Below are 23402 nucleotides of genomic sequence, written 5' to 3' on the forward strand. Positions count from 1 at the left end.
CGTGGCGAACCGCGCGATTTAAGCACAGAAGAAAAAAACGCGCAGACTGGCTGCGCGTTTCCCATGTTGCCAGCAGGGCCGGCGGTGAGGCCGGTCGTGGCGGATTGCGGCTTGCTGCGGCTTGTTGCAGCTTAGAAGCCGCGTGTCACCGGCATGTTGATGTCGTCCGAGCTCACGCCCATGTGCTTGGCCAGCTCCAGCTTGGCGATGGCGTTGCGGTGCACCTCGTCCGGGCCATCGGCCAGGCGCAGGGTGCGCTGGTGCGCCCACCAGTTGGCCAGCGGGAATTCGTCCGAGACGCCAGCGGCGCCGTGCACCTGGATGGCCCAGTCGATCACCTTCAGCGCCATGTTGGGGGCGACGACCTTGATCATGGCGATCTCGGCCTTGGCCACCTTGTTGCCGGCGGTGTCCATCATGTAGGCGGCCTTGAGCGTCAGCAGGCGCGCCATTTCGATTTCGCAGCGGGCTTCGGCGATGCGCTCGCGCGTCACGCCCTGGGCGGCCACCGGCTTGCCGAATGCGACGCGCGACAGGGCGCGCTTGCACAGCAGTTCCAGTGCGCGCTCGGCCACGCCGATGCTGCGCATGCAGTGGTGGATGCGGCCCGGGCCGAGGCGGCCTTGGGCGATCTCGAAGCCGCGGCCTTCGCCCAGCAGGATGTTGGCCGCCGGCACGCGCACGTCCTTCAGCTCGATCTCCATGTGGCCGTGCGGCGCGTCGTCGTAGCCGAACACCGGCAGGAAGCGCTTGATGGTGATGCCTGCGGTATCGGCCGGCACCACGATCATCGATTGCTGCTCATGGCGGCCCGCTTCCGGGTCGGTCTTGCCCATCACGATATAGACCTCGCAACGGGGATCGCCCGCGCCCGACGACCACCACTTGGTGCCGTTGATCACGTACTCGTCGCCATCGCGGCGGATGCTGCAGCAGATATTGGTGGCGTCCGACGAAGCCACGGCCGGCTCGGTCATCAGGAAGGCCGAGCGGATCTCGCCGCGCAGCAGCGGCTCAAGCCACCTGTCCTTGAGTTCGTCCGACGCGTAGCGCTCCAGCGTCTCCATGTTGCCGGTATCGGGCGCCGCGCAGTTGAAGACTTCGGCCGACCAGGGCACCCGGCCCATGATCTCGCACAGCGGTGCGTATTCCAGGTTGGACAAGCCTTCCGGGGCACGCTTGGAATGGGGCAGGAACAGGTTCCACAGGCCGGCTTCGCGCGCCAGCGGCTTGAGTTCCTCGATCACCTTGGTCGGGACCCAGGCGTTGCCGGCCTGGCGGTTGGCCTGAATCTCGGCGTAGAAGCGCTTCTCGTTCGGATAGATGTGCTTGTCGAAGAAGGCCAGCAGGCGAGCCTGCATTTCCTTGACCTTGGGGGTGTACTCGAATTGCATGTTGTCTCCTCCACCTCTGAATGAGGCCGGTATCGGTTGGGCCGCCGCGGGTTGCGGCGGGCCGTTTCCGGCACCGGCGGACGCGGTTTGCGCCGACTGGAGAGGACTGTACCGCAATCCAGGTAATTAGAAAAATGAATTTTCTGGATTTGTCAGTATCAATACTGTGCATTCCATGCCAGAATGCCCGACATGCAGCTATCCCGCATCGACCTGAATCTCTTCGTGGTGTTCGACGCTATTTATAGCGAAGGCAGCATCACGGCCGCCGCCCGCCAGCTCAACCTGACCCAGCCCGCGGTCAGCCACGCGCTGGGGCGCATGCGCCTCTTGTTCGACGACCCGCTATTCGAGCGGCGGGGGCAAGGCATGGCACCCACGCCGCTGGCGCGCTCGCTGGCCACCGAGGTGCGCACGGCCCTGCAATCCTTTGCCCGCACCTTGCAGGACACGCCGCACTTCGATCCGGCGGCCACGGTGCGCCGCTTCACCATTGGCATGCGCGATGCGCTGGAGTCCACCCTGCTGCCGCCGCTCATGGCGCGCGTGACCGCGATGGCGCCGCAGGTGGAGATCGCGGCGATCCGCTTCGACCGGCGCGAGATGGAGTCGGAACTGCTCGCCGGCACGCTCGACGCCGCCATCGATATCCTGCTGCCGGTGTCGCCGGCCATCCATCACACGCCTTTCATGGCCGACCCGATGGTGGTGCTGGCCCGCCGCGACCATCCGCTGATGAAGAAGGAGCTGACGCTGGAGCGCTACCTGGCCGCCGAGCATGTGCATGTGTCGTCCCGCCGGCGCGGGGCCGGACTGGAAGACCAGGCGCTGCACCGCATGGGCCTGACGCGCCGGGTGCGGCTGCGCTGCCAGCATTACGCCGCTGCCTGCAGGGTGGTGAGCTGCACCGACTTGCTGGCCACGCTGCCGCTGCGCTACGCGCGCATCGCCAACGAGCCCTATGCCAATCGCCTGCTCTCGCTGCCCTTCAAGGTGCCTACGTTGGAGCTGCACCTCTACTGGCATGCCGGCGGCGAGAACGATGGCGCCAATCGCTGGCTGCGCGAGCAGCTGCTGGCGGTGATCAACGCGCTCGGCGGCGGTGTGGGCGAGGTGGCGCAGGACTGAACGCGTCGAGCTTTGGTCCCTGAACCTACCAAGGCGCGCTGTCGGCCTGGCGCTCGATGCGCACGGTGGCTGGCGGCAACGTGCTGTCGGCCTGCACCGCATAGGGCAGCGGCGGCCGGTATGGCGCCGGCACCGCCTGCCATAGCCGCTCGACCCACGCCCTGACCTCGGGGCTTGCCGGCGCCGACGCCGTGACACGCAGCGCCAGCTGCGCCCCGGCGGCGGGCTCGGCCCCCGACGGGGCGGACAGCAAGCGCTCCACCGCTAGCTGCGGTTCCTCCCGCAAGCTCATCGTCAACGTTCCCACTCTTTGCACGCGTGCGGCAGGCGCGGGTGCGCGTGCCGCATCGGCCTGCTGCGACGGGCTGGCACGCAGTGCCAGCCTGGGTGCATCGAAGGTGGGCGCTGGCGCCGGTGGCGCGATGGGTGCGATCGGGGCTGGCGGCGCTATGGCCGCCATCGGCGCGATCGGCGCCATGGATGCCATGGGTGCCGGGACACGTACCGCCGGCGCGGCCGCTGCGGCGGGAGGCGCTCCGGCGGAGAGCGAGCCCGCCATGCCTGCCGCGTTTTCCCTGGGTTCAGGTGCACGCCGCTGCGCTAGCCGGTCCGGCTCGCGCGGCGCGGCCTCGGCCGGTGCCTCGGCGGGCGGTGGGCGCAGGGGCTGTGCGTTGGCCGTGGCGGGCGGGCTGGCCGGCGCAGGCGCAGGCTGTGCGGCTTTAGTGGCGTTAGTGGCTTGAGCGGCGGGCGGAGGCACTGGCGCATCCGCGCGCGGCGACGCCGGCTGTCCCGCGGATTCCGCTTGCGGAACTGGGGCTGGGGCCGCTGGCTGCACCGCCGCTTGTGCAACCGGCTTGGCGGGTTCCGCCTGCTTTGCGGGCTTGTTCGCCGCCTTGTCCGCCTTGTCCGCCTTGTCCGCCGTGTCCGCCACGGGGGCCGGGGCTTGGGCGGGCAACGTGATTTCGCCGTTGCGCAGGTCAAGCTGGCGCATGACGATCTGCAGCGACAAGACGCCCACGCCGAGGGTGGCGGCGAGCGCGCCCAGCGCGGGCCACCAGCGCCGTGCGGGGCGGGCACGGGGCGGCTTGCCAGTTGACGCTTCGCCTTCGGCCGGTTGTGCGGACAGCGCCTGCTCACGCAGCCACGCCTGCGCAGCCTCGCTGACAGGCGCGCCGAGCACGCTTTGCGGCACGTCGCCGCGCCGGATTTCCTCCAGCACGGCATTGCGGCGCGTGGCCTGTGCCGCCTGGATCCGTGCGGCTTGCGCCATGACCGATGCCTGCAATCCCGCCGGCGGCGTGAAATCCAGCTCGTCATCGTCGGCGGGCGCCTCGGCTTGTTCGGCGTAGGCCCGGACCTTGGCCGGCAGCGAGGCAGGCGGCAGCGGCGCTGGCGCGTTGCGCGCCGCCTGCTCCGCACGCGCCGCGGCCAGCACCGAGGCCTCCAGCGAGGCGGGTGGTACAAAGGCGGGCAACTCGCGCAGCAATGCCGCGAGCCGGTCCTCGCCGGCGATGAAGCGTTCGTCCGCGCTCATGGCAGCGGCTCCTGCGGCACCGTGGCCGCCAGGCTCTCGCGCAGCCGCGCAAAGGCGTAGCGCAGCCGGCTCTTGATGGTTTCGAACTTCTCGCCCAGCGTCAGGGCGATGTCCTCCACGCTCATCTCGCTGAAGAAGCGCAGCACGATCACCTCGCGCTGCGCCGCCGGCAGCGCCAGCAGCGCTTGCCGCACGCCCTGCAGGTTCTGGCGCAGCTGCGCCTCGGCCTCGGGGCTGAGATCGTCCGCCGGCAGGGCGAGGTGCGTCTCGTCGAGCATGTCGCGCTGGCGCTCGTAGGCACCGCGCAACTGGTCCAGCCAGGTATTGCGCGCGATCTGGAACAGGAAGGTGCGCAGGGCCGCGCTGGGCTGGTAGTCCGCGCAGCGGGTCATCAGCTTGACCCAGGTCTTCTGGGTCACGTCCTCGGCCTCGCCGGTGTTGCCCTGGCAAAGCCAGGCCACGTAGTTGTACAGCGCTGCGTTGTGGCGGCGGAACAGCTCGGCCACCGGCTGCTCGATCAGGCCGTTGGCGACCAGCAGCATCAGGTCGGTATCCGGCAGCGCGGACAGTCCGGCAGAGGATGGGGAGGGCGGGGCGCCACGTGGGGAGGCATGCATGCGCGGGAGTATATGACAGCCCCGCGCGCCGCTGCGAGGGGCTGTGCATGCCGGGTGCCTGCGCGCGGGCAACCCGGCGGATGGTGAGCGAGGCGGCCTCAGCGTGGCGGCTCCCTGGCAGGCTCGCCGCTTTGCGCCAGCGGGGCGCGCGTGGACAGGGCCTGCGCCAGGTCGACCAGCTTGATGAATTCGCCGCGGTAGCCAAAGCGGTCGGTGCCGCGCGCGCCGAGCGCCAGGGTGCGCGCGTCGGCATAGGTCCAGCCGTTGACATGATTGCCGCCACGCAGTATCTGGCCGAAGCCGGCTACCGCCGCGGCGAAGCGCAAGGCATCGTCGGCCTGCGCCAGCGGCCGCACCGCGCTGTCCTGCACGGTCAGGTCGATCAGCTCGCTGGCTTGCGCCTGCGGCAGCTTGTAGCGCAGCTTGATGTGGGCCAGCTCGCCAGCGGTGCCCTTGTCCGGCTGGGCGGCGGGGCTCGCCGGCTGGTAGCGCAGCGGCTCGATCAGGCCGGGCTGGCCCGCCAGCGTCAGTTCATAGAGCGCTGTCACGGTGTGGCCGGCGCCGATGTCGCCGGCGTCGACCTGGTCGTTGTTGAAATCCTCGCGCCTGAGCGCGCGGTTTTCATAGCCGATCAGGCGGTATTCCTTGACCGTGGCGGGGTTGAACTCGACCTGGATCTTGACGTCGCGCGCCACCGTCGCCAGCGTGGAGCTGAACTCTTCGACCAGCACCTTCTGGCCTTCCATCAGGTTGTCGATGTACGAGTAGGCGCCATCGCCCGCGTCGGCCAGTTGCTCCATCATCTGGTCGTTGTAGTTGCCGGTGCCAAAGCCCAGCGTGGACAGAGACACGCCGGACTTGCGCTTCTCCGCGACCAGGGCCTTGAGCTGGCGCAAGTCGGTGATGCCCACGTTGAAATCGCCATCGGTGGCTAGCAGCACGCGGTTGATGCCGCCCGCGATAAAGCTCTGCTGCGCAGCCTGGTAGGCCAGCGCGATGCCGCTCGCGCCGGCGGTCGAGCCGCCCGCTGCCAGGGAGTCGATGGCCGACGAGATGGTTGCCTTGTCGCTGCCCGACGTTGGCGGCAGCACCACGCGCGTGCCGCTGGCGTAGGTCACCAGCGTGATGCGGTCCTGCGCGCGCAGCGCGTTGGTCAGCAGCTTGAGCGAGGACTTCAGCAGCGGCAGCTTGTCGGGCGAATACATCGACCCCGACACATCGACCAGGAAGACCAGGTTGGCCGGCGGCAGGCTGTCGCGCGCCGCGTCGGCCGCCTTGATGCCGATGCGCAGCAGCACGTTGCGCGCTTGCCATGGCGCGGGCGCGGCGTCAGCGTGCACGGCAAAGGGCCGGCCGTCGCGCGGCTGCGCGTAGTCGTACGGGAAGTAGTTGACCATTTCCTCCACGCGCACCGCGTCGGCCGGCGGCAGGCGGCCGGCATTGAGCAGGCGGCGCACATTGCTGTAGCTGCCGGTGTCGACGTCGATGCTGAAGGTCGAGACAGGCGCTTGCGCTACCTGCTGCACGCCGTTCTCGTCGATGGCGCCATAGCGCTCACGGTCTGGCCCGGGCAGCTGCTGCGGATAGGGCTTGGGGCGTGCCATCAGGGTCATGGGCGGCGCAGGCATGGCGCGCATGGCAGGCGCGTAGGCATCGGCCATGGCGCCGGCGATCGCCTCCCTGGCGGCAGGCGCGGTATTGCGGGCCTGTGCCATGGGTACGGTGGGCACGGACTGCACGGGAGCGGCCGGGGCAACCGGGGGTGGTGCCACCGGCTGCGTGGCCGGTGCCGCGTTGTCGGCGCGCGCGGGCAGATCCGGCGGGGTAGGGGCAGTGGTGGAATGACCACCGCAAGCGGCCACCGCAAAGGCGATGGCCAAGGCTCCCAAGCGCTTAAGCATGTTCTTTTCTCCTGAAGGGCCGCGCCGGCGATGCCGGCGGCAGGGCGCTGTCAGTGAAACGAGGCAGCCTGGAGCAAGGGGTTAAGCGCGAGCAAAAAAGTCAGAATTCGCCAAGACCCGGCATGCGGGTCAGTCGAGCCGGATGTCGGCCTGCTTCACCACGGTTGCCCAGCGTGCCCGCTCGGCGACGAAGAACTTGTTTGTCTCCGGTGGCGTCATGGTCACCACTTCCGCCCCCTGGCCGGCGAGCTGCGCGCGCACTTCCGGCGAGCGGATGATGCGGATCAGTTCGCTGCTGATGCGTGCCACCAGCGCATCGGGCATGCCCGCGGGCGCCATCACGCCTTGCCAGGTGCCAGACTCGAAGCCCGGCACCCCTTGCTCGGCGATGGTAGGCACTTGCCCCACCAGCGGCATGCGGGTCTTCTTGGACACCGCGATCACCTTCAGCTTGCCGGCCTGCACCTGGGGCAGCGTCGCCAGCATGCCGTTCATCAGCACCTGGGCGGTGCCGCCCACGGTATCGGCCACCGCCTGCGCACCGCCTTTGTATGGCACGTACTGCCACTTCGCGCCGGTAGCCTGCGCCACCGCCACGCCCGCCAGGTGCGGCGCGCTGCCGATGGCGGTCACGGCGAAGTTGAGCTGGGTGCGCTTGGACAGGTCCACCAGTTCCTTGAGGTTACTGACCTGCACCGAGGGATGGACCACCAGCAGATGCGGCGAATACGCCAGCATGGAAACGCCCCTCAGGTCCTTGCCGGGATCGAACGTGAGTTTGGTGTAGACGGACGGGCTGATGGCCAGCGCGCCGACATCGCACAGCAGCAACGTGTGATTGTCGGCGCCGGCCTGCGCGACCATGGCGGCGCCGATATTGCCGTTGGCGCCTGGGCGGTTATCCACCACGATGGGTTGGCCGAGCGCCTCGCCGAGCTGGCGGCTGATCAGGCGCGCAATGATGTCGGATGAGCCGCCGGCGGGATAGGGTACAACCAGCCGGATCGGGCGGGTAGGCCAGTCGGCGGCTTTCGCCGTGGACGACAGCAGCGTGCCGGCTGCGCCCAGGCTGCCAAGCGTGGCGGTTGCGCCCAGGGTCGAGAGTTGGGTCAGGAAGGTGCGGCGGCTGCTTGGCATTGGCGTTGTCTCCGGCTTTGTCTTTGTTGTATGTTGTCGTATATGTTGAATCATAGCCGGAAGTACTGGGCGGGTCCAGGGCATTTTCTGGCAGCGCTCTGGGTGTGAGGGATGGCGAACCCGGTGCGGGTCGCAGTGAGGTGATTGGAGGTGATTGCCGAAAACAGGGCAACACATCATCTGATACGATAACTTGTCCCGTAAAAAAACCTCTTCCCCGCGCTTGGGAAGAGGTTTCCTGATGATTCCGGCGAAGTGTCGGATTGTTATTGCTTTGCCTTCTTTGCGTACTCCCAGCCCATTTCCGCCATCGGCCGGGCACGCTTTCCTGCATCCGCGGCCTGCGCGGAGGAGGCCGTCCCGTCCACCACGCGCTTCATGATCCCCTGCAGGATGCCGGCAATCCGGAACATGCTGAACGCCAGGTAGAAATTCCAGTCACCGGTGATCGGCCGGCCGGTGCGTTGCTCGTAGGTACGGCGGTAAGTGGCCTCGTCAGGGATGCCAAGTCCGGCATGGTCCAGGCCAGCGATGCCGCGGAACTGTCCCGGGGCGATGTGCCAGCTCATGCAGTGGTAGCCGAAGTCGGCCATCGGGTGCCCCAGCGTGGACAGTTCCCAGTCGAGGACGGCCAGCACGCGGGGCTCGGTGGGGTGGAACATGAGGTTGTCCAGCCGGTAGTCGCCATGCACGATGGACGTAAGATCGGCGTCTTCCTGCGGGATATGCTCGGGCAGCCAGGCCATCAGCGAGTCCATGGCCGGGATGCTCTCGGTCTCGGACAGCTTGTACTGCTTGGTCCAGCGCTCGATCTGGCGCGAGAAGTAGTTGCCCGGCTTGCCGTAGTCGCCCAGGCCGATGGCCTTGTAGTCGACGGTGTGCAGCGCGGAGATGACGCGGTTCATCTCGTCGTAGATGGCGGCGCGCTCGGCCGGCGTCATGTCGGGCAGCGACTGGTCCCACAGCACGCGCCCGGCGACGAATTCCATGATGTAGAAGGCGCGGCCGATCACGGTTTCGTCTTCGCACAGCGCGTACATCCTGGCCACTGGCACATCGGTGCCGGCCAGTGCGGCCATCACGCGGTATTCGCGCTCGATGGCGTGGGCCGAAGGCAGCAGCTTGGACTTGGGGCCCGGCTTGGCGCGCATCACGTAGGTCTGGCCCGGCGTGATCAGCTTGAAGGTGGGGTTGGACTGGCCGCCCTTGAACTGCTCGATGGAGAGCGGGCCGGCAAAGCCGGCGACATGCTCGCGCATCCAGGCTTCCAGCGCGGCCATGTCAAAGCGTTGCTGCTCGGCTACCTCGCGGGTGCCTTCGAAATTCGAAACGTTGGTGCTCATGCTGTCTCCGTGTTTTCGGTATGTTCCGGGTTTTTCGAGATTCGATTACGTCTGTCTTGTCTGTCTTGTCTGTCTTGTCCGTCTTGTCTGTTTCATCTTTATCTCTATGCGGCGTGGCTAGCTGGCCGGCCCGCGCAGGTCGCGAAAGCGCAGATATTGATGCAGCAACACTTCCATGGTGGTGTGGCGCGTACCGCTGTGCACTGGCGTGGGCGGCGAGTAGTTCATCATGCGCACCACCCAGTCCAGCGGATCGTCGCCCACGTCCAGCACATTGATGCAGCCGGCGGTTTGCATCAGGCTGCCGTAGAACACGCGGCGCCCGCAGGTGATGGCGTGGGAGAGGATGGCGCGGTTGGTGCCGCCATGCAGGACCAGCAGGGCGGTGTCCCAGTTCGGGTCGTCGCGCAGGCGGCGCAGCGCAGGCAGCACGCGGTCAAGGAATTCACCCACGCTCTCGCCATCGAGGAAGCGCTTGTCTTCGGGCACTTCGCCTTCGAAGGCGCCGATAAAGGCATCGCGCAGCTTGTCGTCGCTGATGCCTTGCAGCTTGCCGCCGCGGATTTCCTGCAGCTCGGGCCAGGTTTCCATCGCGGCATCGGCCATGCCGGGCAACGCCGCCACCACGCGCTCGGCGGTCTCCACCGTGCGCGGCAGCCCGCTGACGATGATGCGGTCAAAGCCAATGTTCTCGGCGGCAAAGGCACGGCCAGCCGCGCTGGCCTGCACGCGCCCGGTCTCGTTGAGCGGCACCAGCTCGGGCAGCGCGGGGCGCCCGGTCTCGTCGAAGTAGGTCACCGCGCCATGGCGCATCAGGTAGATGCGGCGGCGGGGCGAGGGCGGCAATTCCATGCAAGTCTCCGGTGCTTGTGCTTCTGTGCCTGTCTGCGCGGGCATCATTGGCGTGGCATTGCGAGGCCGGGTACGCGCGTTGGCGAACCCGGCGGGCAGGGCGGCTTAGCGGTAGTTCGGCTTGCGCTTTTCCAGGAAGGCGCCGATGCCTTCACCGCCATCCTTGTGATGCAGCGCGGCCACGAAGTTGTCGCGTTCTTGCGCCAGGTGCTCGGTCAGGCTGGCGGTGGCGGCGTGGTTGATCAGGCCCTTGATGCGGCCCATGGCGTGCGGCGAGCGCGTGGCCAGCGATTCGCCCAGGCGCAGCGCTTCGGTCAGCGCCTGGCCGGGCGGCACCACGCGGTTGACCAGCCCGAAATGCGCCAGGCGCGCGGCATCCACGGGCTTGCCTTCCATGATCAGTTCGGAGGCGAGCTGCCGGGGCAGGGCGCGGGCCAGCTCGTACGAGCCACCGCCGTCAGGCGTCAGGCCAACGTTGACGTAGGCCATCACGAACTTGGCGTCGCTGGCGGCCACCACGAAATCGCAGGCGAGCACCAGCGAGAAGCCGGCGCCCGCCGCGGGGCCTTCCACGGCGGCGATGATCGGCTTGGGGAAGGCGTGCAGCGTTTCGATCCAGTGGTTCAGGACTTCGATGCTCTCGGCTTGCACCTCGCGCGGCTTGGCGCGGTTGCCAAGCAGGCGGTTGAGGTTGCCGCCGGCGCAGAACACGCCATCGGCGCCGGTGATCACCACCGCGCGGATTTCGTCGTCGCGCGAGGCCAGCTCAAGCGCTTGCTGCGAGGCCGCGTAGATGTCCGGATGCAGCGCGTTGCGTGCCTCGGGGTTCGAGATGGTCAGCACCAGGGTGGTGTCGACGCGTTCGGATAGCAGCTGTGCGGTCATGGCGGCCTGTGCGGATGAGCGAATGCAACGATGCAATGCGGTGTTGGATACGAAACGACCGCAGGCCGGAAACAAGCCTGCGGTCGCGGTTCTTACTGCTCTTCGGCCAGCAGCGACAGCTTGAGGCCGGCGCGGCGCCACAGCCACGGGCTAGGGCGGTAGCGCATGTCGCCGGTCAGGCGTTCCAGGTTGCGCAGCACGGTCAGTACCAGGTGCGGGCCGATCACGTCGCCCAGCGCCAGCGGGCCCTTGGGGTAGCCCAGGCCGAGGTTGACGGCGAGGTCGATGTCCACCGGCGTGGCAATGCGCTGTTGCGCGATGTCGCTGGCGATGTTCACGATGCAGCTGATGATGCGCTGGGCCACGAAGCCGGCCGAGTCGCGGATCACGGTCACGGGCACGCCGTCGCTGCCGAACAGGCCATGCGCGGCCTCGCGCATGGCGGCTGACGTGGCCGGCGTGGTCATCAGCGTGCGGCGCTTGGTGGCTTCGAACGGCAGCAGGGTGTCGATGGCGATTACGCGGGCCGGGTCAAGTCCTTCCTGCAGCGCGCAGGTGGTGGCGTCCAGGCCCAGCGGCGTGACCACGATCAGGGCGTCGCCGGAGGGATGGTTGCCGGCTTCCGGCGTCATGCCTAGCGCGAGGATCAGCTTGACGGCCATGTCATGGCCGCGCTCGTCGGCGCGGCTCACCCAGACACTGGCGGGGCGCGCCGCTGGCAGGGCGGCGGTGGCGGGCAGCTGCTTCTGGCCGTCGGCATAGCGGTAGAAACCGGCACCGGCCTTGCGGCCGATCAGGCCGCCCACCGAGCGGATCGCCGTGATGGGCGACGGCCGGTAGCGCGGCTCCTGGTAGAACTGGTTGTAGATGGATTCCATCACCGGGTGCGACACGTCCAGCCCGGTCAGGTCCATCAGCTCGAAGGGGCCCATGCGAAAGCCCGCCTGCTCGCGCATGATGGCGTCGATGTCGGCGAAGTCGGCCACGCCTTCCTGCGCGACCTTCAGGCCTTCGATATTCATGCCGCGGCCGGCATGATTGACGATAAAGCCGGGCATGTCCTTGCAGCGCACCGGCGTATGGCCCAGGCGGCGCGACAGCGCCATCAGCGCGTCTCCCACGGCAGGGTCGCCGGACAAGCCGTCGATCACCTCGACCACCTTCATCAGCGGCACCGGGTTGAAGAAGTGGTAGCCGGCGATGCGGCCAGGTTGCTTGGCGCCCACCGCGATCGCGGTGATCGACAGCGATGACGTGTTGGAGGCAATCACGGCATCCGCACGCAGGACGGCTTCGAGCCTGGCGACCAGGTCACGCTTGACTTCGAGCTTCTCGACGATGGCCTCGAGCACCATGTCGCAGCCGGCCAGGTCTTCCAGCACATTGCAGGGCAGCACGCGGGCCAGCGCGGCGGCGCCGTCCTCGGCGCTCATCTTGCCCTTTTCGGCGAGCTTGGCGAAGGTATCCTGCAGGTATTGCCGGGCGGCGGCCACGGCTTGCGGGTTGGTATCGTACAGGCTGACGGTCAGCCCGGCCTGCGCGGCGATCTGGGCAATGCCCCGGCCCATGGCGCCGGTGCCGACGATGCCAAGCGAGTCAATGGTGAAAGTGCTCATAGTGCGTCCAGAAAAGTGTGGTTAAATTAGCACGATCGTACGTTTTTTGCATCATCCGCGACAGTGGGGCGATGCAGGCGGCGTGCGCTGATCGGCCAACGCGGACCGCCAGAGTCTGTCATGGCACACAATGCCTGCTTGCCAGTGTGTGGGCAGGGTACCTTAGCCCCCGATTTCATCGCGATCCACCCGGTGGGTTGCCAATCAGGCCATAACGAGGAGAGAGACAGACATGCTGAAGCTCTGTGGTTTTGCCGCCAGCAACTACTACAACAAGGTCAAGCTGGCCTTGCTGGAAAAGAACCTGCCCTTCGAGGAGGAGCTGGCCTGGATCGGCAAGACCGATCTCGACGCCACGCCCCTGGGCAAGGTGCCCTACATGATCACCGATCACGGCCCGCTATGCGAGTCCGAAGTACTGGACGCCTACATCGAGGCGACCTACCCGCAAGCGCCGCTGCTGCCCGCCAGCCCCTACGAGGCGGCCAAGGTGCGCGAACTGGTGACTTTCCTGGAGCTGTACCTGGAGCTGACCGTGCGCGAGCTTTACCCTGAAGCGTTTTTCGGCGGCAAGGTCAGCGACGGCGTCAAGGAACGCCAGAAAAAGCTGCTGGAGCGCTATATCCCCGCCTTCGCCAAGCTGGCGAAGTTCTCGCCCTACCTGGCGGGCGACACCTTTACGCTGGCGGACTGCGCCGCGGTGGTGCACTTTCCGCTGATCTCGTCTTGCACCAAGATCATCTACGGCACGGACATGCTGGCCGACCTGCCGGTCAAGGAGTACCTCAAGCGCATGTCGGAGCGCCCGACGGTGCAGAAGGTGAATGAGGATCGCAAGGCGAATACCGAGCTGATGCTGAGCGGCCGGAAGTAAGCGAAGGGTTTGCACAAGGAAAAGCGCCCGCGGCATGCCGCGGGCGCTTTTCTTTTCGCTGGCCAAAGCGGTGCTTACAGCGCCTTCAACCGCGCCAGGGCCAGCGCCAGCGTCTCTTCCTTCTTGGCAAAACAGAAGCGCACCACCCCAGACTCCCGCGGCTGCGAGTAAAACGCCGAAACCGGAATCGCCGCCACGCCGATCTCGCGCGTGAGCCACATCGAGAAATCCGCCTCGCTCATGTCCGAGATGGCGGAGTAGTCCACGCACTGGAAGTAGGTGCCGTCCGACGGCAGCAGCTTGAAGCGCGTGGCGGCCAGCCCGGCGCGGAAGAAGTCGCGCTTGGCCTGGTAGAAGGCCGCCAGGTCCAGGTAGGGCGCCGGGTCTGCCATGTAGTCGGCCAGGCCATGCTGCACCGGGGTGTTTACCGTGAACACATTGAACTGGTGCACCTTGCGGAACTCGGCCGAGAGCGCGGCCGGCGCGGCCACATAGCCCACTTTCCAGCCAGTCACGTGGTAGGTCTTGCCGAAGCTCGACACCACGAAGCTGCGGCGTGCCAGCTCGGGGTGACGCGATACCGACTGGTGCGGCTGGCCGTCGAACACCATGTGCTCGTACACCTCGTCTGACAGCAGCAGGATGTCGGTGCCGGCCAGCAGTCCGGCCAGGCGATCCATGTCGCCGGCGCGCCAGATGGTGCCGGTGGGGTTGTGCGGCGTGTTGATCAGCAGCATCCGCGTGCGCGGCGTGATAGCGGCGGCAAGGCGGTCAAAGGGGATGTGGAAGTGCGGCGCGTCAAGGGCCACCGACACCACCTTGCCACCGGCCATTTCGATCGCGGGGATGTAGCTGTCGTAGCAGGGTTCCAGCACGATCACTTCATCGCCCGGATGCACGGCGCACAGGATGGTGGTCAGGATGCCCTGGGTGGCGCCCGCGGTGACCGTGATCTCGCTGTCCCAGTCGTAGGCATGGCCGTACAGCTTGCCGATCTTGCCGGCGATGGCCTGGCGCAGCTTGGGCACACCTGCCATCGGCGGGTACTGGTTCAGGCCAGAGCGCATGGCGTGCGCGACGGCATCGACGATCTTCGGGTCGCAGTCGAAATCCGGGAAGCCTTGGCCGAGGTTGACGGCATTGCGCTCGGCGGCCAGCGCCGACATCACGGTAAAGATGGTGGTGCCGACCTTGGGCAGGCGCGAAGCCGGCGGCGTGAGGGGAGCAAGGGTGCCGGGCTGGGCGGAGTGGTTCGTGGGCATGGGAAGCTGCGTCAGGCTGGGCGGTCGGGATGGGCGGAAAACGATGCTGGCATTCTAGCGGGGATCGGCCGGCGCCTGCGCCGTGGTCTGCTCGCGCGTGGCCAGCCAGCCGGCGAAGGCCTGGGGCAGCAGGATATCCACGCCGCTCAGGCGGCGCAGGCGGCCTTTGAGCTTGAGCACGGCCTTGTCCTTGGAGACCAGGCAGGCGGCCTGGGCAAAGTGCGCCAGCTCGATGAACTTCTGGTCGTCGGTATCGCGGCAGCGCGGCAGGCGGGCCGCCGCGATGTCGGCTTGTTCCGGGATGGCGATGAGGGCGGTCAGCCGGTCGACCGTGGCCATGGCGGCGGGAATATCGACACCAAAATGGGCAAATTGCGGATAAGCCAGCACTCGGCGCAACTCCTCGCGGCAATCGGCGCGGATTACCGCGGCAATGGCGCCGGTGTCCAGCGCGGCCCGGATCGGCTCGACGTGCGGATCCGCAAAGACCAGCAGGTCGACCCAGATGTTGGAGTCGAGCACCACCCGCGGTGCCAGCGCGCCGGGGATGGGGTTGGCCTGTGGGGACGGCGGGGAATTGAGGGGTACTGCGGTGGAGTCGGGGTGCATTCGTTACAATCTGGCCTTTGTGTTTGCCGCGATTTTGCCATGCTCATCGTCTTGTCCCCTGCCAAGTCGCTCGACTACGAGACGCCCTCGCGTCTGAAGACCCATACGCTGCCCCGTTTCATCGACCGTTCGGCGGTGTTGATCGAGCGTCTGCGCAAGCTCGCGCCGCAGGATATCGGGGCGCTGATGGACATCTCCGACAAGCTCGCGGTGCTCAACGCCACCCGCTACGGCGACTGGTCGCCGGAATTTACCGCGGCCAACAGCAAGCAGGCCGTGCTCGCCTTCAACGGCGATGTGTACGAGGGGTTCGACGCATCCAGCCTGTCGGACGATGACCTTGGCTTTGCGCAGAAGCATGTGCGCATCCTGTCCGGCCTGTACGGCGTGCTGCGCCCGCTCGACTGGATGCAGCCCTACCGGCTGGAGATGGGCACGCGCCTGGACAACGTGGCGGGCAAGGATCTCTATGCGTTCTGGGGCGATGACGTCACGCAGTTGCTCAACGATGACTTCAAGGCGCAGAAGGCAGAAGGCAGCCCGGCCCTGGTCAACCTGGCCTCCGAGGAATACTTCAAGGTGGTGCGTCCCAAGGTGCTCGGCGCCAGGATCGTCACGCCGGTGTTCGAGGACTGGAAGGGCGGCCGCTACAAGATCATTTCCTTCCACGCCAAGCGGGCGCGCGGCTTCATGGCCCGCTACGCGGTGACGCATCGCATCACCGAGCCGGCCAAGCTCAAGCGTTTCGCCGAGCATGGCTACGCCTTTGATGCCGCAGCATCCGACGATGCCCGCTGGGTTTTCCGCCGCCGCCTGGAAGACTGACGCACGCTCCGGCTACGCCCTATCGCCCTATCGCCCCCGAACCCAGCGCCAGGGATGGCCCGCAGGCATCCCGGCACGAACCCTCCGAGACGCCACATCATGAGTTCAGCCCTGCATATTTCCGCCAGCTTCGATTCGGGCGCCATTGAAGTCGAATCGCTTGCGCAGGCAAGCGACATCCGCCTGCGCATCCGGGCCGACTCGCATGCAGCGTTCCGCCAGTGGTTCCATTTCCGGCTCCAGGGCGCGGCTGGCCAGGCATGCCGCCTGCAGTTCCTCAATGCCGGCGACTGCACCTACCCCGACGGCTGGCGCGGCTACCAGGCCGTGGCCTCCTATGACCGCGCGCACTGGTTCCGCGTGCCGACCAGCTTCGACGGCAGCACCATGACGGTGGCCTTCACGCCCGAGCATGACAGCGTGTGGCTAGCCTACTTCGAGCCGTACTCGGAGGACCGCCACCTCTGCCTGCTGGCCACTTGCCAGCGTTCGCCGCTGGCGCGGCTGTCGCACCTGGGCAGCACGGTGGACGGCCGCGACATGACCGCGGTCACGGTCGGCACGCCTGGCGACGGCAAGAAGGCCATCTGGATGATCGCGCGCCAGCATCCCGGCGAATCCATGGCGGAATGGTTCTGCGAGGGTGTGCTGCAGCGCCTGACGGGCACTGGCATGTGGGCCGGCGACCCGGTGGCGCGCCGCCTGCTGGAGCGCGCCGTGTTCCATATCGTGCCGAACATGAACCCCGACGGCTCGGCGCGCGGCAACCTGCGCACCAATGCGGCTGGCGCCAACCTCAACCGCGAATGGATGGCCCCCAGCGAGCAGACCAGCCCGGAGGTGTATTACGTGCGCCGTGCCATCGAAGCCACCGGCTGCGACATGTTCTTCGATATCCATGGCGACGAAGGCCTGCCCTATAACTTCGTCGCGGGCAGCGAGATGCTGCCCGGCTTTACCGAGGTCCAGAAGGCTGAGCAATTGCGTTTCATCGACGCGTTCAAGCGCGCCACGCCGGACTTCCAGGATGTGCACGGCTACGCCGCCAGCAAGTACAACCAGGATGCGCTCAAACTGGCCTCGAAGTACATCGGCCATACCTTTGGCTGCCTGTCGCTGACGCTGGAGATGCCGTTCAAGGACAATGCCGACCAGCCCGATCCGGCGGTGGGCTGGAATGGCGCGCGTAGCGCCTTGCTGGGCGCTGCGATGCTGCAGGCGGTGCTGGCGCAACTGGGCTGAGGATGTCCCGGGCACCTGGCCGCCGCTTGGACTGGCCAGGTGCAGGGCGGCCCCATGCGGGGCCGAAGCGCCCGGGCGGGCCTCAGTGCGGCTTCTTGGTGGTCGACTTGCCGGTGGTGGCCTTGCTGGTCTTGGCGCTGCTGCTCTTGGCCGTCGATTTGCTGCTGCTCGACTTGGACGAGGAGGTCGACTTGGTGGCCTTGCCGGAGCCGGACTTGCTTGCCTTGCTGCCCTTGTGGCCCTTGCTGCTGGTGGCCTGGCGCGTATTGCTGGCGCCGCTGCTGCGCACCGCGGGCGCTGCCGCCGGCTCGCTGATGACGGTGCCGCTGCCATCGAGCAATTCATAGGCCAGCATCATGCCGTCGGCATAGCCGCAGCGCACCTTGACCGGTTCCCACAGGGCTTCGGCGTGGCGCTTGTGGGCGGTCGCGGAAAATGTCACCACCGAGCTGACCGGTACCGCTTGCTTGCCCTGTGAGAAGCGGCCGTCCCATGGCTCGACGGTCGCCTGGCCGGCGCCGAGCGCGCCGGTGGGGATCTTCAGGGCGTCGTAGGTGGCCGAGCGGGGCACGACCCAGCTGGCGTGCGCGGCGCAATCGGCCACATCCGCGCTGGCGTTCTCGGTCCGCATCAGTTGCTCGCGCATTTGCGCACGGTACTCGGCCAGGCTCACGCGGCCTTGCGCGGGCAGGGTCACGGTCTTGGTGGGCGGCGCGGCGGTGGCGGGCGGGGGCGGCGCGGGGCGGGTGGGCGCGGAGCTGGCAGCGGCTGCCGGCGTGGCGATGCCGGGGGACATCACGGCGTCGCGATCATTGAGCGGGGTATCGGCGCAGCCCACCAGGGCGATCGCACCTGCCACTGCAGCAGCGAGCGCACACAGCCGGCTGCTGAGGAGGTCAGAGATTCGTCGGATCACGGGATCGTCTTGCTTTGGAGCGTAAGGGGTTGGCAAAGGTCTGCCATGATAGAGGAAACCCATGCGGCAAAGTTCCGAAATCTCCTGACTTAAGGGTTCTACCCGAAGGGAACGCATGCGGGATGTGCAGCAGAGTGCAGCGCAGGGCAGTGTTTTGCCCGGCGGCACGGGCCGCCCGGGGATGGCGGCGCGAAGCGTGATGCACGAGTGAGATACGTGTGAGGCAAGAGCGGGTGCCGGTTGGGCCCGCCACGCAATGCGCGGCGGGCCTCCCGGTGTTCAATGCCCTCAAATGCGAAAACGCCGAACCCGCTCAGATTGTCTTGACGAAGGTCTTGAGGTCGTCCAGCAGCGCGTTGAGGTCTGCCTTCAGCTTGCCGAAGCCCGCGTTGTGCACCAGGCCGACTTCGTCCATGTACAGCTTGCGGTTGATCTCAAGCTGCAGGCTGTGGCGCTTTTGCGCCGGCTGGCCCACCACGCGCACGATTTCCACGCCCTTGTAGGGGTGGTTGCGCCAGACGTCGTAGCCCATCTCCTTGAGCACGCCTTCCACGCGGTCCGTGAAGCGCGTGTCGCAGGTGGTGCCGTCGCGGTCGCCCACCACGAAGTCCGGATGCTGCAGCCCGGGATGCTCGGTGGCGTACTGCGCCGCCTGGCTGGGCATCGAGTGGCAGTTGATGTGCCAGGCGCTGCCGTGCGTGGCGATGGCCTGGTCGGCCAGCTTTTGCAGTTGCGCGTAGTAGGGCAGGTAGTACTGCGTAATGCGCGCCTGCACCTCGGCCACGCTCAGCTTGCGGTCGTAGATGGCCTCGCCGGTATCCAGCACGCGCCACACCAGGCCCTTGCCAAGACGGGTCTTGGAGGTTTCCTGGCGCGGGCCGGGCCAGGGCGCGTCGAGCACGGCTTCGTCGATTTCCTCGATGCCGCGGTTGGCATCGAGGTAGCTGCGCGGAAAGCCCGCGCACAGCAGCGCAATGCCGCGTGCGGGAGCGTCGGCGTACAGCTCGTCGACGAAGGTGTCTTCGGCCTGGCGCAGCAGCGGCAAGGGCAAGCCGGCCGCCGGCCGGAAATCAGCCGGGTAGCTGGTGGCGCTATGCGGCGAATCGAGAAAGAGCGGGCTGCTCTCGCCTTGCGGCAGTTGCAGGAGGTAAGGGCTGAGCCCGGTCTTTCGGTCTGCTTCCGTCATGATGTGCGTCGTTTAATCCAGGGTGATCTTGGCTGCTGCGGCGATGCGCTTGTTCTTCGCCACTTCGGACTTGATCTGCGCGGCGAACTGCGCCGGCGTGTTGCCAACCGGCACCGCGCCCAGCTTCTCCAGCTTAGCCTTTACTTCGGGCAGCGCCAGTACCTTGACGGCGGCGTCGTGCAGCTTGGCTTGCACGTCGGCGGGCAGGTTGGCTGGCGCGATCAGGCCAAACCAGGCGGCGTCGTTGACTTCAGGCAGGCCGAGTTCGGCAAACGTCGGCACGTTGGGCAGGGCCGGCACGCGCTTGGGCGAGGCCACAGCCAGGGCGCGCAGCTTGCCGCCTTCGATGAACGGCAGCGACGACGGCAGGTTGTCGAACAGCACCTGCACCTGGTTGGCCAGCGCATCGTTGAGCGCCGGGCCCACGCCCTTGTACGGCACGTGCAGCAGCTCGGTCTTGCTGCTCATCTTGAACAGCTCGCCCATCATGTGCGAGACGCTGCCGTTGCCGGCCGAGCCGTAGGCCATCTTGTTCGGCTGGGCCTTGGCCAGCGCGATGAAGGCCTTCATGTCGTTGGCCTTCACCGCCGGGTTGATGCTCATCACGTTAGGCACCGAAGCCAGGTTGGTGATGGTGGTGAAGTCCTTGGTGGCGTCGTACGACAGGCGCGGGTACACGGCCGGGTTGATGCCGTGCGTGGAAGCGGTGGCGATGCCCAGGGTGTAGCCGTCCGGCGCGGCCTTGGCCAGGTAACCGGTACCGATGCTGCCGCCGGCGCCTCCGCGGTTGTCCACCACCACGGTCTGGCCCAGTTGCTGGCCGAGCTTGTCGGCCACGATGCGCGCCACGATGTCGGTGGTGCCACCTGCCGGGAACGGCACAACCAGCGAGATCGGCTTGGTCGGGTACGTGCCCTGGGCAGCGGCCGACAGCGACAGGCCGGCGGCGGCGGCGCCAGTGGCGGCGGCAAGGAGGCGGAGCATGTTACGGCGTTGCATGGTTCGGTTCCTGAATGGAGGGAGGGGAGAAGGAGAGAAGGAAAGCGGTGAAAGCGGTGAAAGCGGGGAAAAGAAAGGCTTCCCTGATTCTGCTTGTTCGTGCAGGCACACCGCAAACGAAATAAAATCGTGCGATCATTCCGTTTGGTAGTGAAGTAAGGGGTTATCTATGCGACGCTTATGTCCGTCGCTGACTGAATTGCAGGCCTTCGAGGCCGCCGCACGCTACAACAGCTTCACCACCGCGGCGCGGGAGCTTCACGTCACCCAGGGTGCCGTGAGCAAGCAGGTGCGCAGCCTGGAGGCCTTCCTTGGCGTGGAACTGTTCGAGCGCGTGCGCCAGCGCCTGATGCTGACCGATGCCGGCCAGCGCTACCTGGACCGCATCCGCCCGAGCCTGACCGAGATCGAGGCTGCCACGGTGGAACTGATCGCCAAGCAGGGCCGCGGCGGCACCCTGCATATCGCCAGCATGCCCACGCTGGGCGCCAAATGGCTGATTCCGCGCTTGCCGCAATTCTTCGAGAAGCATCCCGACGTCAGCCTTGAATTCGTGCCGCACGCGCAGGGCTACGATTTTTCCCAGCCCGACCTTGATGCCGCCATCCGCTTCGGCGACGGTATGTGGCCTGGCAGCCTGGCCGACTACATGACTGGCCGCGAAGTGCTGCCCGTGTGCCGCCCGGCCCTGCTGGCCGGCGAGCCGGAAGGCATGGCGCGCGCGCCCTCGGCGCTGCTGCGTTTTCCCCTGCTGCATCACACCACCGTACCCGAAGCCTGGCCTGACTGGTTCGCCGAGCTTGGCGTGGCGAACCGCAAGGCTTGGAGCGGTGCGCGCTTCGACCAGTTCTCGCTGCTGACGCAGGCTGCGATGTCGGGGCTTGGCATCGCGCTGATCCCGCGCTGCCTGATCGAGGAGGAACTCGCCACCGGCGTGCTGGTGGTGGCGCATCCGGCGCGGGTGCTGAGCAAGAAGGGCTACTACCTTTGCTATCCCGAGCAGAAACAGCATCTGCCGGCGCTGCAGACCTTCCGCCAGTGGGTGATGGAAGGCGTCGATGTGGTGGCGTGAGCCGCGCGCCGACGCTGTAATCAAAACTTACGCTTTTCCGCGACGGTTTTTTCCGCCCGCCTGCGTTTAAGAGACATGACAGACATGACGAGCCTGCGCGCAAACCGCGTCAGGCTGTGGATTGTGGACTGGAGCTTCTCATGCGCAGATCAATGCCCCTCTCATCTAGCCTTGCCCGCCTGGGCGTCGCCGTGACGGCGGCGCCATTGGCGCCCGGTCAGGACGGGCTACCGCTGGGTGCCGGGGCACTGGGTGGCGCACGGCCCGCAATGGCGCTGGGTCGAAGGGCATTGGGCACCATGAGCGGCATGGCATTCGTCAAGCGCGATGGCAGTCACTACAGCAAGGGGTAACCGATGAAAAGCCTTCTGGTCGCGGCGCTTGTCGCCGCCACGTTGTCTGGCTGTGTGATCGTACCGGCCCGACCCGCTTATTACCACTATCGCGCGCCGGTCTTTGTGTACTGACGAGGCAAGCCGCGCCCGCTCCAAGGGGGGGCGCGGCTTGCGAGAAGGACGAACCGGCAACGCGGAACCATACCCATTGAGTGACACAGATCCGGACGATGCGCTGCTGGCGCGGATCGGCAGGCATGATGCAGCCGCGGTACGCGAGATGGTCGCGCGCAAGCTGCCGCGCGTGCTGGCGCTGGCTACGCGCATGCTGGGCGACAGCGGCGAAGCGCAAGACGTGGCACAGGAAGTCTTCATGCGGTTGTGGAAGCACGCCGCGCGCTGGCAACCCGGCCGGGCGCGCTTTGACACCTGGCTGCATCGTGTGGCGCTGAACCTTTGCTACGACCGCTTGCGCGGCGCGCGCGAGCAGGCCATGGAGCCGGTGCCCGAGCAGGCGGCGCCCGGGGCCGGGCCCGAGGAAGCGCTGGATGCGGCGGCGCAGGGCGCGCGCGTAGGCGCGGCGCTGGCGAAGTTGCCCGCGCGCCAGCGTGAGGCGTTGGTGCTGCAGTATTACCAGGAGTTGCCAAATGGCGAGGCCGCCGCGTTGATGGGCATCAGTATCGAGGCGCTGGAAAGCTTGCTCGCTCGCGCACGCCGCAACCTGCGCGATTTGCTCATGCAAGACGGCCATCATGAGGATTTGCGATGACACCCGAGAGATTTCGCGCACTGACCGAGAGCTATGGTGCCGATCCGGCACGCTGGCCGGAAGGGGAGCGCGCCGCGGGCCAGGCCATGGCTGCCGCGTCCGGGCATCTTGGCGCGCTGGCCGAAGCTGCTGCGCTCGACCGCTTGCTGGCCGCGCATCAGGTGGCCGCGCCGGACGCGGCGTTGCAGCGCCGCATTGCGGCGAGCGCACCCGCGCCGCGCGCGCCGTGGTGGTGGTCCGGGCTGGGCCTGGCCGGCGTCGGCCTGGCCGGCACCTTGGCGGGCGCGTTGCTGGTCTCGGCCGTGCTGGCCACGGTGCCGGCGCCGGCCGCTGTCGATCTGCCCTACGCCTCGACCGGCTTCGGTGGCATGGCGCATAACGGGAGCGAGGAATGAACGAGCGTACGCCGAAGCGGCTCAAGGTGGCGCTGGCGGTTTCCGTGCTGGTCAACGTGTTCCTGCTGGGCGCGATTGGCGGCGGCGGCTATCGCTGGTACGCCGTGGAGCGCCAGGCGGCCGCGCAGCCGCGCGGCCTGCGTTTCGCCGCCGATGGGCTGGAGGCCGAGCAGCGCAGGCAATTCCTGCAAGGATTGCGCGCCGCACGCCGTGCCGCAGCGTCGGACGTGGACGCTGCGCGCGACGGGCGCCACCAGGTGGAGCAATTGCTGCGGCAGCCGCAGTTCGAACGCGACGCGCTGGCGGCGGCATTGGCCCGCACGCGCGAGGCCGATGCCGCGGTGCGTGCCCGCCTGGAAAGCAGCGTGGTGGATTTCGCCGCCACGCTGTCGCCCGAGCAGAGACAGACGCTGGCCGATGCACTGGTCCAGCGCGGCCCGCTGCGCACCGGCCAGGCGCGGCCTGCGAAGGCGGCGCCATGATGCGGCGATCGACCACGACAGCGATGGCC

22 protein-coding genes and 1 pseudogene are annotated in these 23402 nt (G+C 67.3%); 9 read left to right on the forward strand and 14 right to left on the reverse strand.

Features of this window, described 5'->3' with window-relative positions; all coding sequences use genetic code 11:
* Positions 1–131: 131 nt before the first annotated feature.
* Positions 132–1394: an acyl-CoA dehydrogenase family protein gene (locus RR42_RS05715; protein ID WP_043344790.1), complete on the reverse strand. Its 1263-nt coding sequence runs from the start codon at positions 1392–1394 to the stop codon at positions 132–134.
* Positions 1395–1586: 192 nt separating this feature from the next.
* Between RR42_RS05715 and RR42_RS05720 the strand changes: the two genes are divergently transcribed.
* Positions 1587–2522, forward strand: coding sequence for a LysR family transcriptional regulator (locus tag RR42_RS05720; protein ID WP_043351448.1), 936 nt, complete (start codon positions 1587–1589; stop codon positions 2520–2522).
* A 25-nt stretch (positions 2523–2547) separates the two neighbouring features.
* Here RR42_RS05720 and RR42_RS39465 read toward each other — a convergent pair whose 3' ends face one another.
* The 8 genes from RR42_RS39465 to RR42_RS05760 form a co-directional block, all read right to left on the reverse strand.
* Positions 2548–4056: a hypothetical protein gene (locus RR42_RS39465; RefSeq protein ID WP_043344793.1), complete on the reverse strand. Its 1509-nt coding sequence runs from the start codon at positions 4054–4056 to the stop codon at positions 2548–2550.
* Positions 4053–4673 carry an RNA polymerase sigma factor gene (locus tag RR42_RS05730; RefSeq protein WP_043344795.1) on the reverse strand — a complete coding sequence of 207 codons (621 nt, stop codon included), beginning with the start codon at positions 4671–4673 and terminating at the stop codon, positions 4053–4055. Before RR42_RS05730 ends, RR42_RS39465 begins: the two co-directional genes overlap by 4 nt.
* Before the next feature lie 98 nt (positions 4674–4771).
* Positions 4772–6574 carry a VWA domain-containing protein gene (locus RR42_RS05735; RefSeq protein ID WP_082054808.1) on the reverse strand — a complete coding sequence of 601 codons (1803 nt, stop codon included), beginning with the start codon at positions 6572–6574 and terminating at the stop codon, positions 4772–4774.
* A gap of 129 nt (positions 6575–6703) precedes the next feature.
* Complete coding sequence (locus RR42_RS05740; protein ID WP_043344796.1) at positions 6704–7711, reverse strand: Bug family tripartite tricarboxylate transporter substrate binding protein; 1008 nt, start codon at positions 7709–7711, stop codon at positions 6704–6706.
* Between the two features lie 266 nt (positions 7712–7977).
* The gene (locus RR42_RS05745) at positions 7978–9054 is read right to left on the reverse strand and encodes a phosphotransferase (protein ID WP_043344798.1); all 1077 of its coding nucleotides are present in this window, start codon (positions 9052–9054) and stop codon (positions 7978–7980) included.
* A 117-nt stretch (positions 9055–9171) separates the two neighbouring features.
* Entirely contained in the window at positions 9172–9906 is a 735-nt protein-coding gene (locus RR42_RS05750; RefSeq protein ID WP_043344801.1) for a histidine phosphatase family protein, read from the reverse strand.
* A 105-nt stretch (positions 9907–10011) separates the two neighbouring features.
* Positions 10012–10791 (reverse strand): oxepin-CoA hydrolase, alternative type, encoded by a 780-nt coding sequence (locus tag RR42_RS05755; RefSeq protein ID WP_043344803.1) that lies wholly within the window; start codon positions 10789–10791, stop codon positions 10012–10014.
* Between the two features lie 92 nt (positions 10792–10883).
* Positions 10884–12407, reverse strand: a complete 1524-nt coding sequence (locus tag RR42_RS05760) for a 3-hydroxyacyl-CoA dehydrogenase (protein WP_043344804.1) — start codon at positions 12405–12407, stop codon at positions 10884–10886.
* Between the two features lie 232 nt (positions 12408–12639).
* Between RR42_RS05760 and RR42_RS05765 the strand changes: the two genes are divergently transcribed.
* Positions 12640–13281: a glutathione S-transferase gene (locus RR42_RS05765; RefSeq protein WP_043344806.1), complete on the forward strand. Its 642-nt coding sequence runs from the start codon at positions 12640–12642 to the stop codon at positions 13279–13281.
* Between the two features lie 74 nt (positions 13282–13355).
* Here the strand turns inward: RR42_RS05765 and RR42_RS05770 are convergent, their stop codons facing one another.
* The gene (locus tag RR42_RS05770) at positions 13356–14543 is read right to left on the reverse strand and encodes a pyridoxal phosphate-dependent aminotransferase (protein ID WP_043344808.1); all 1188 of its coding nucleotides are present in this window, start codon (positions 14541–14543) and stop codon (positions 13356–13358) included.
* Between the two features lie 54 nt (positions 14544–14597).
* On the reverse strand, positions 14598–15152 hold the full coding sequence (locus tag RR42_RS05775; RefSeq protein WP_052494470.1) for a putative toxin-antitoxin system toxin component, PIN family: 555 nt from the start codon (positions 15150–15152) through the stop codon (positions 14598–14600).
* Between the two features lie 39 nt (positions 15153–15191).
* Here RR42_RS05775 and yaaA point away from each other — a divergent pair, with 39 nt between their 5' ends.
* Together yaaA and RR42_RS05785 are read left to right on the forward strand one after the other, a co-directional pair.
* Positions 15192–15977 (forward strand): peroxide stress protein YaaA, encoded by a 786-nt coding sequence (gene yaaA / locus RR42_RS05780; protein WP_043344810.1) that lies wholly within the window; start codon positions 15192–15194, stop codon positions 15975–15977.
* Positions 15978–16076: 99 nt separating this feature from the next.
* On the forward strand, positions 16077–17219 hold the full coding sequence (locus tag RR42_RS05785) for a M14 family metallopeptidase (RefSeq protein WP_043344813.1): 1143 nt from the start codon (positions 16077–16079) through the stop codon (positions 17217–17219).
* 82 nt (positions 17220–17301) lie between these two features.
* Here RR42_RS05785 and RR42_RS05790 read toward each other — a convergent pair whose 3' ends face one another.
* From RR42_RS05790 to RR42_RS05800, 3 genes are all read right to left on the reverse strand, one after another.
* Positions 17302–18135 (reverse strand): BspC domain-containing protein, encoded by an 834-nt coding sequence (locus RR42_RS05790; protein WP_419188872.1) that lies wholly within the window; start codon positions 18133–18135, stop codon positions 17302–17304.
* Positions 18136–18448: 313 nt separating this feature from the next.
* The gene (locus RR42_RS05795; protein WP_043344817.1) at positions 18449–19321 is read right to left on the reverse strand and encodes an N-formylglutamate amidohydrolase; all 873 of its coding nucleotides are present in this window, start codon (positions 19319–19321) and stop codon (positions 18449–18451) included.
* Positions 19322–19333: 12 nt separating this feature from the next.
* Entirely contained in the window at positions 19334–20320 is a 987-nt protein-coding gene (locus RR42_RS05800; protein WP_043344819.1) for a tripartite tricarboxylate transporter substrate binding protein BugE, read from the reverse strand.
* A gap of 169 nt (positions 20321–20489) precedes the next feature.
* Here RR42_RS05800 and gcvA point away from each other — a divergent pair, with 169 nt between their 5' ends.
* The 5 genes and pseudogenes from gcvA (at position 20490) to RR42_RS05820 (ending at position 23373) form a co-directional block, all read left to right on the forward strand.
* Complete coding sequence (gene gcvA, locus RR42_RS05805; RefSeq protein ID WP_043344822.1) at positions 20490–21392, forward strand: transcriptional regulator GcvA; 903 nt, start codon at positions 20490–20492, stop codon at positions 21390–21392.
* 204 nt (positions 21393–21596) lie between these two features.
* Positions 21597–21695: pseudogene (locus tag RR42_RS38290) on the forward strand (hypothetical protein); the annotation flags it as partial.
* A gap of 240 nt (positions 21696–21935) precedes the next feature.
* Positions 21936–22496, forward strand: coding sequence for an RNA polymerase sigma factor (locus RR42_RS05810; RefSeq protein ID WP_043344825.1), 561 nt, complete (start codon positions 21936–21938; stop codon positions 22494–22496).
* A complete protein-coding gene (locus RR42_RS05815) occupies positions 22493–22891 on the forward strand; it encodes a hypothetical protein (RefSeq protein WP_043344826.1) in 399 nt (132 codons plus the stop codon). Before RR42_RS05810 ends, RR42_RS05815 begins: the two co-directional genes overlap by 4 nt.
* Positions 22888–23373: a periplasmic heavy metal sensor gene (locus tag RR42_RS05820; protein WP_043344828.1), complete on the forward strand. Its 486-nt coding sequence runs from the start codon at positions 22888–22890 to the stop codon at positions 23371–23373. The genes RR42_RS05815 and RR42_RS05820 overlap by 4 nt, the downstream gene beginning before the upstream one ends.
* Positions 23374–23402 lie beyond the last annotated feature (29 nt).

Origin of the sequence: Cupriavidus basilensis (assembly GCF_000832305.1) — a bacterium.
Taxonomy (GTDB): domain Bacteria; phylum Pseudomonadota; class Gammaproteobacteria; order Burkholderiales; family Burkholderiaceae; genus Cupriavidus; species Cupriavidus basilensis_F.

What these genes read in the sequence shown, in the direction of transcription:
- RR42_RS05715 (WP_043344790.1), bottom strand. Translation starts at nt 1,394, where the DNA reads ATGCAATTCGAGTACACCCCCAAGGTCAAGGAAATGCAGGCTCGCCTG.
- RR42_RS05720 (WP_043351448.1), top strand. Translation starts at nt 1,587, where the DNA reads ATGCAGCTATCCCGCATCGACCTGAATCTCTTCGTGGTGTTCGACGCT.
- RR42_RS39465 (WP_043344793.1), bottom strand. Translation starts at nt 4,056, where the DNA reads ATGAGCGCGGACGAACGCTTCATCGCCGGCGAGGACCGGCTCGCGGCA.
- RR42_RS05730 (WP_043344795.1), bottom strand. Translation starts at nt 4,673, where the DNA reads ATGCATGCCTCCCCACGTGGCGCCCCGCCCTCCCCATCCTCTGCCGGA.
- RR42_RS05735 (WP_082054808.1), bottom strand. Translation starts at nt 6,574, where the DNA reads ATGCTTAAGCGCTTGGGAGCCTTGGCCATCGCCTTTGCGGTGGCCGCT.
- RR42_RS05740 (WP_043344796.1), bottom strand. Translation starts at nt 7,711, where the DNA reads ATGCCAAGCAGCCGCCGCACCTTCCTGACCCAACTCTCGACCCTGGGC.
- RR42_RS05745 (WP_043344798.1), bottom strand. Translation starts at nt 9,054, where the DNA reads ATGAGCACCAACGTTTCGAATTTCGAAGGCACCCGCGAGGTAGCCGAG.
- RR42_RS05750 (WP_043344801.1), bottom strand. Translation starts at nt 9,906, where the DNA reads ATGGAATTGCCGCCCTCGCCCCGCCGCCGCATCTACCTGATGCGCCAT.
- RR42_RS05755 (WP_043344803.1), bottom strand. Translation starts at nt 10,791, where the DNA reads ATGACCGCACAGCTGCTATCCGAACGCGTCGACACCACCCTGGTGCTG.
- RR42_RS05760 (WP_043344804.1), bottom strand. Translation starts at nt 12,407, where the DNA reads ATGAGCACTTTCACCATTGACTCGCTTGGCATCGTCGGCACCGGCGCC.
- RR42_RS05765 (WP_043344806.1), top strand. Translation starts at nt 12,640, where the DNA reads ATGCTGAAGCTCTGTGGTTTTGCCGCCAGCAACTACTACAACAAGGTC.
- RR42_RS05770 (WP_043344808.1), bottom strand. Translation starts at nt 14,543, where the DNA reads ATGCCCACGAACCACTCCGCCCAGCCCGGCACCCTTGCTCCCCTCACG.
- RR42_RS05775 (WP_052494470.1), bottom strand. Translation starts at nt 15,152, where the DNA reads ATGCACCCCGACTCCACCGCAGTACCCCTCAATTCCCCGCCGTCCCCA.
- yaaA (WP_043344810.1), top strand. Translation starts at nt 15,192, where the DNA reads ATGCTCATCGTCTTGTCCCCTGCCAAGTCGCTCGACTACGAGACGCCC.
- RR42_RS05785 (WP_043344813.1), top strand. Translation starts at nt 16,077, where the DNA reads ATGAGTTCAGCCCTGCATATTTCCGCCAGCTTCGATTCGGGCGCCATT.
- RR42_RS05795 (WP_043344817.1), bottom strand. Translation starts at nt 19,321, where the DNA reads ATGACGGAAGCAGACCGAAAGACCGGGCTCAGCCCTTACCTCCTGCAA.
- RR42_RS05800 (WP_043344819.1), bottom strand. Translation starts at nt 20,320, where the DNA reads ATGCAACGCCGTAACATGCTCCGCCTCCTTGCCGCCGCCACTGGCGCC.
- gcvA (WP_043344822.1), top strand. Translation starts at nt 20,490, where the DNA reads ATGCGACGCTTATGTCCGTCGCTGACTGAATTGCAGGCCTTCGAGGCC.
- RR42_RS05815 (WP_043344826.1), top strand. Translation starts at nt 22,493, where the DNA reads ATGACACCCGAGAGATTTCGCGCACTGACCGAGAGCTATGGTGCCGAT.
- RR42_RS05820 (WP_043344828.1), top strand. Translation starts at nt 22,888, where the DNA reads ATGAACGAGCGTACGCCGAAGCGGCTCAAGGTGGCGCTGGCGGTTTCC.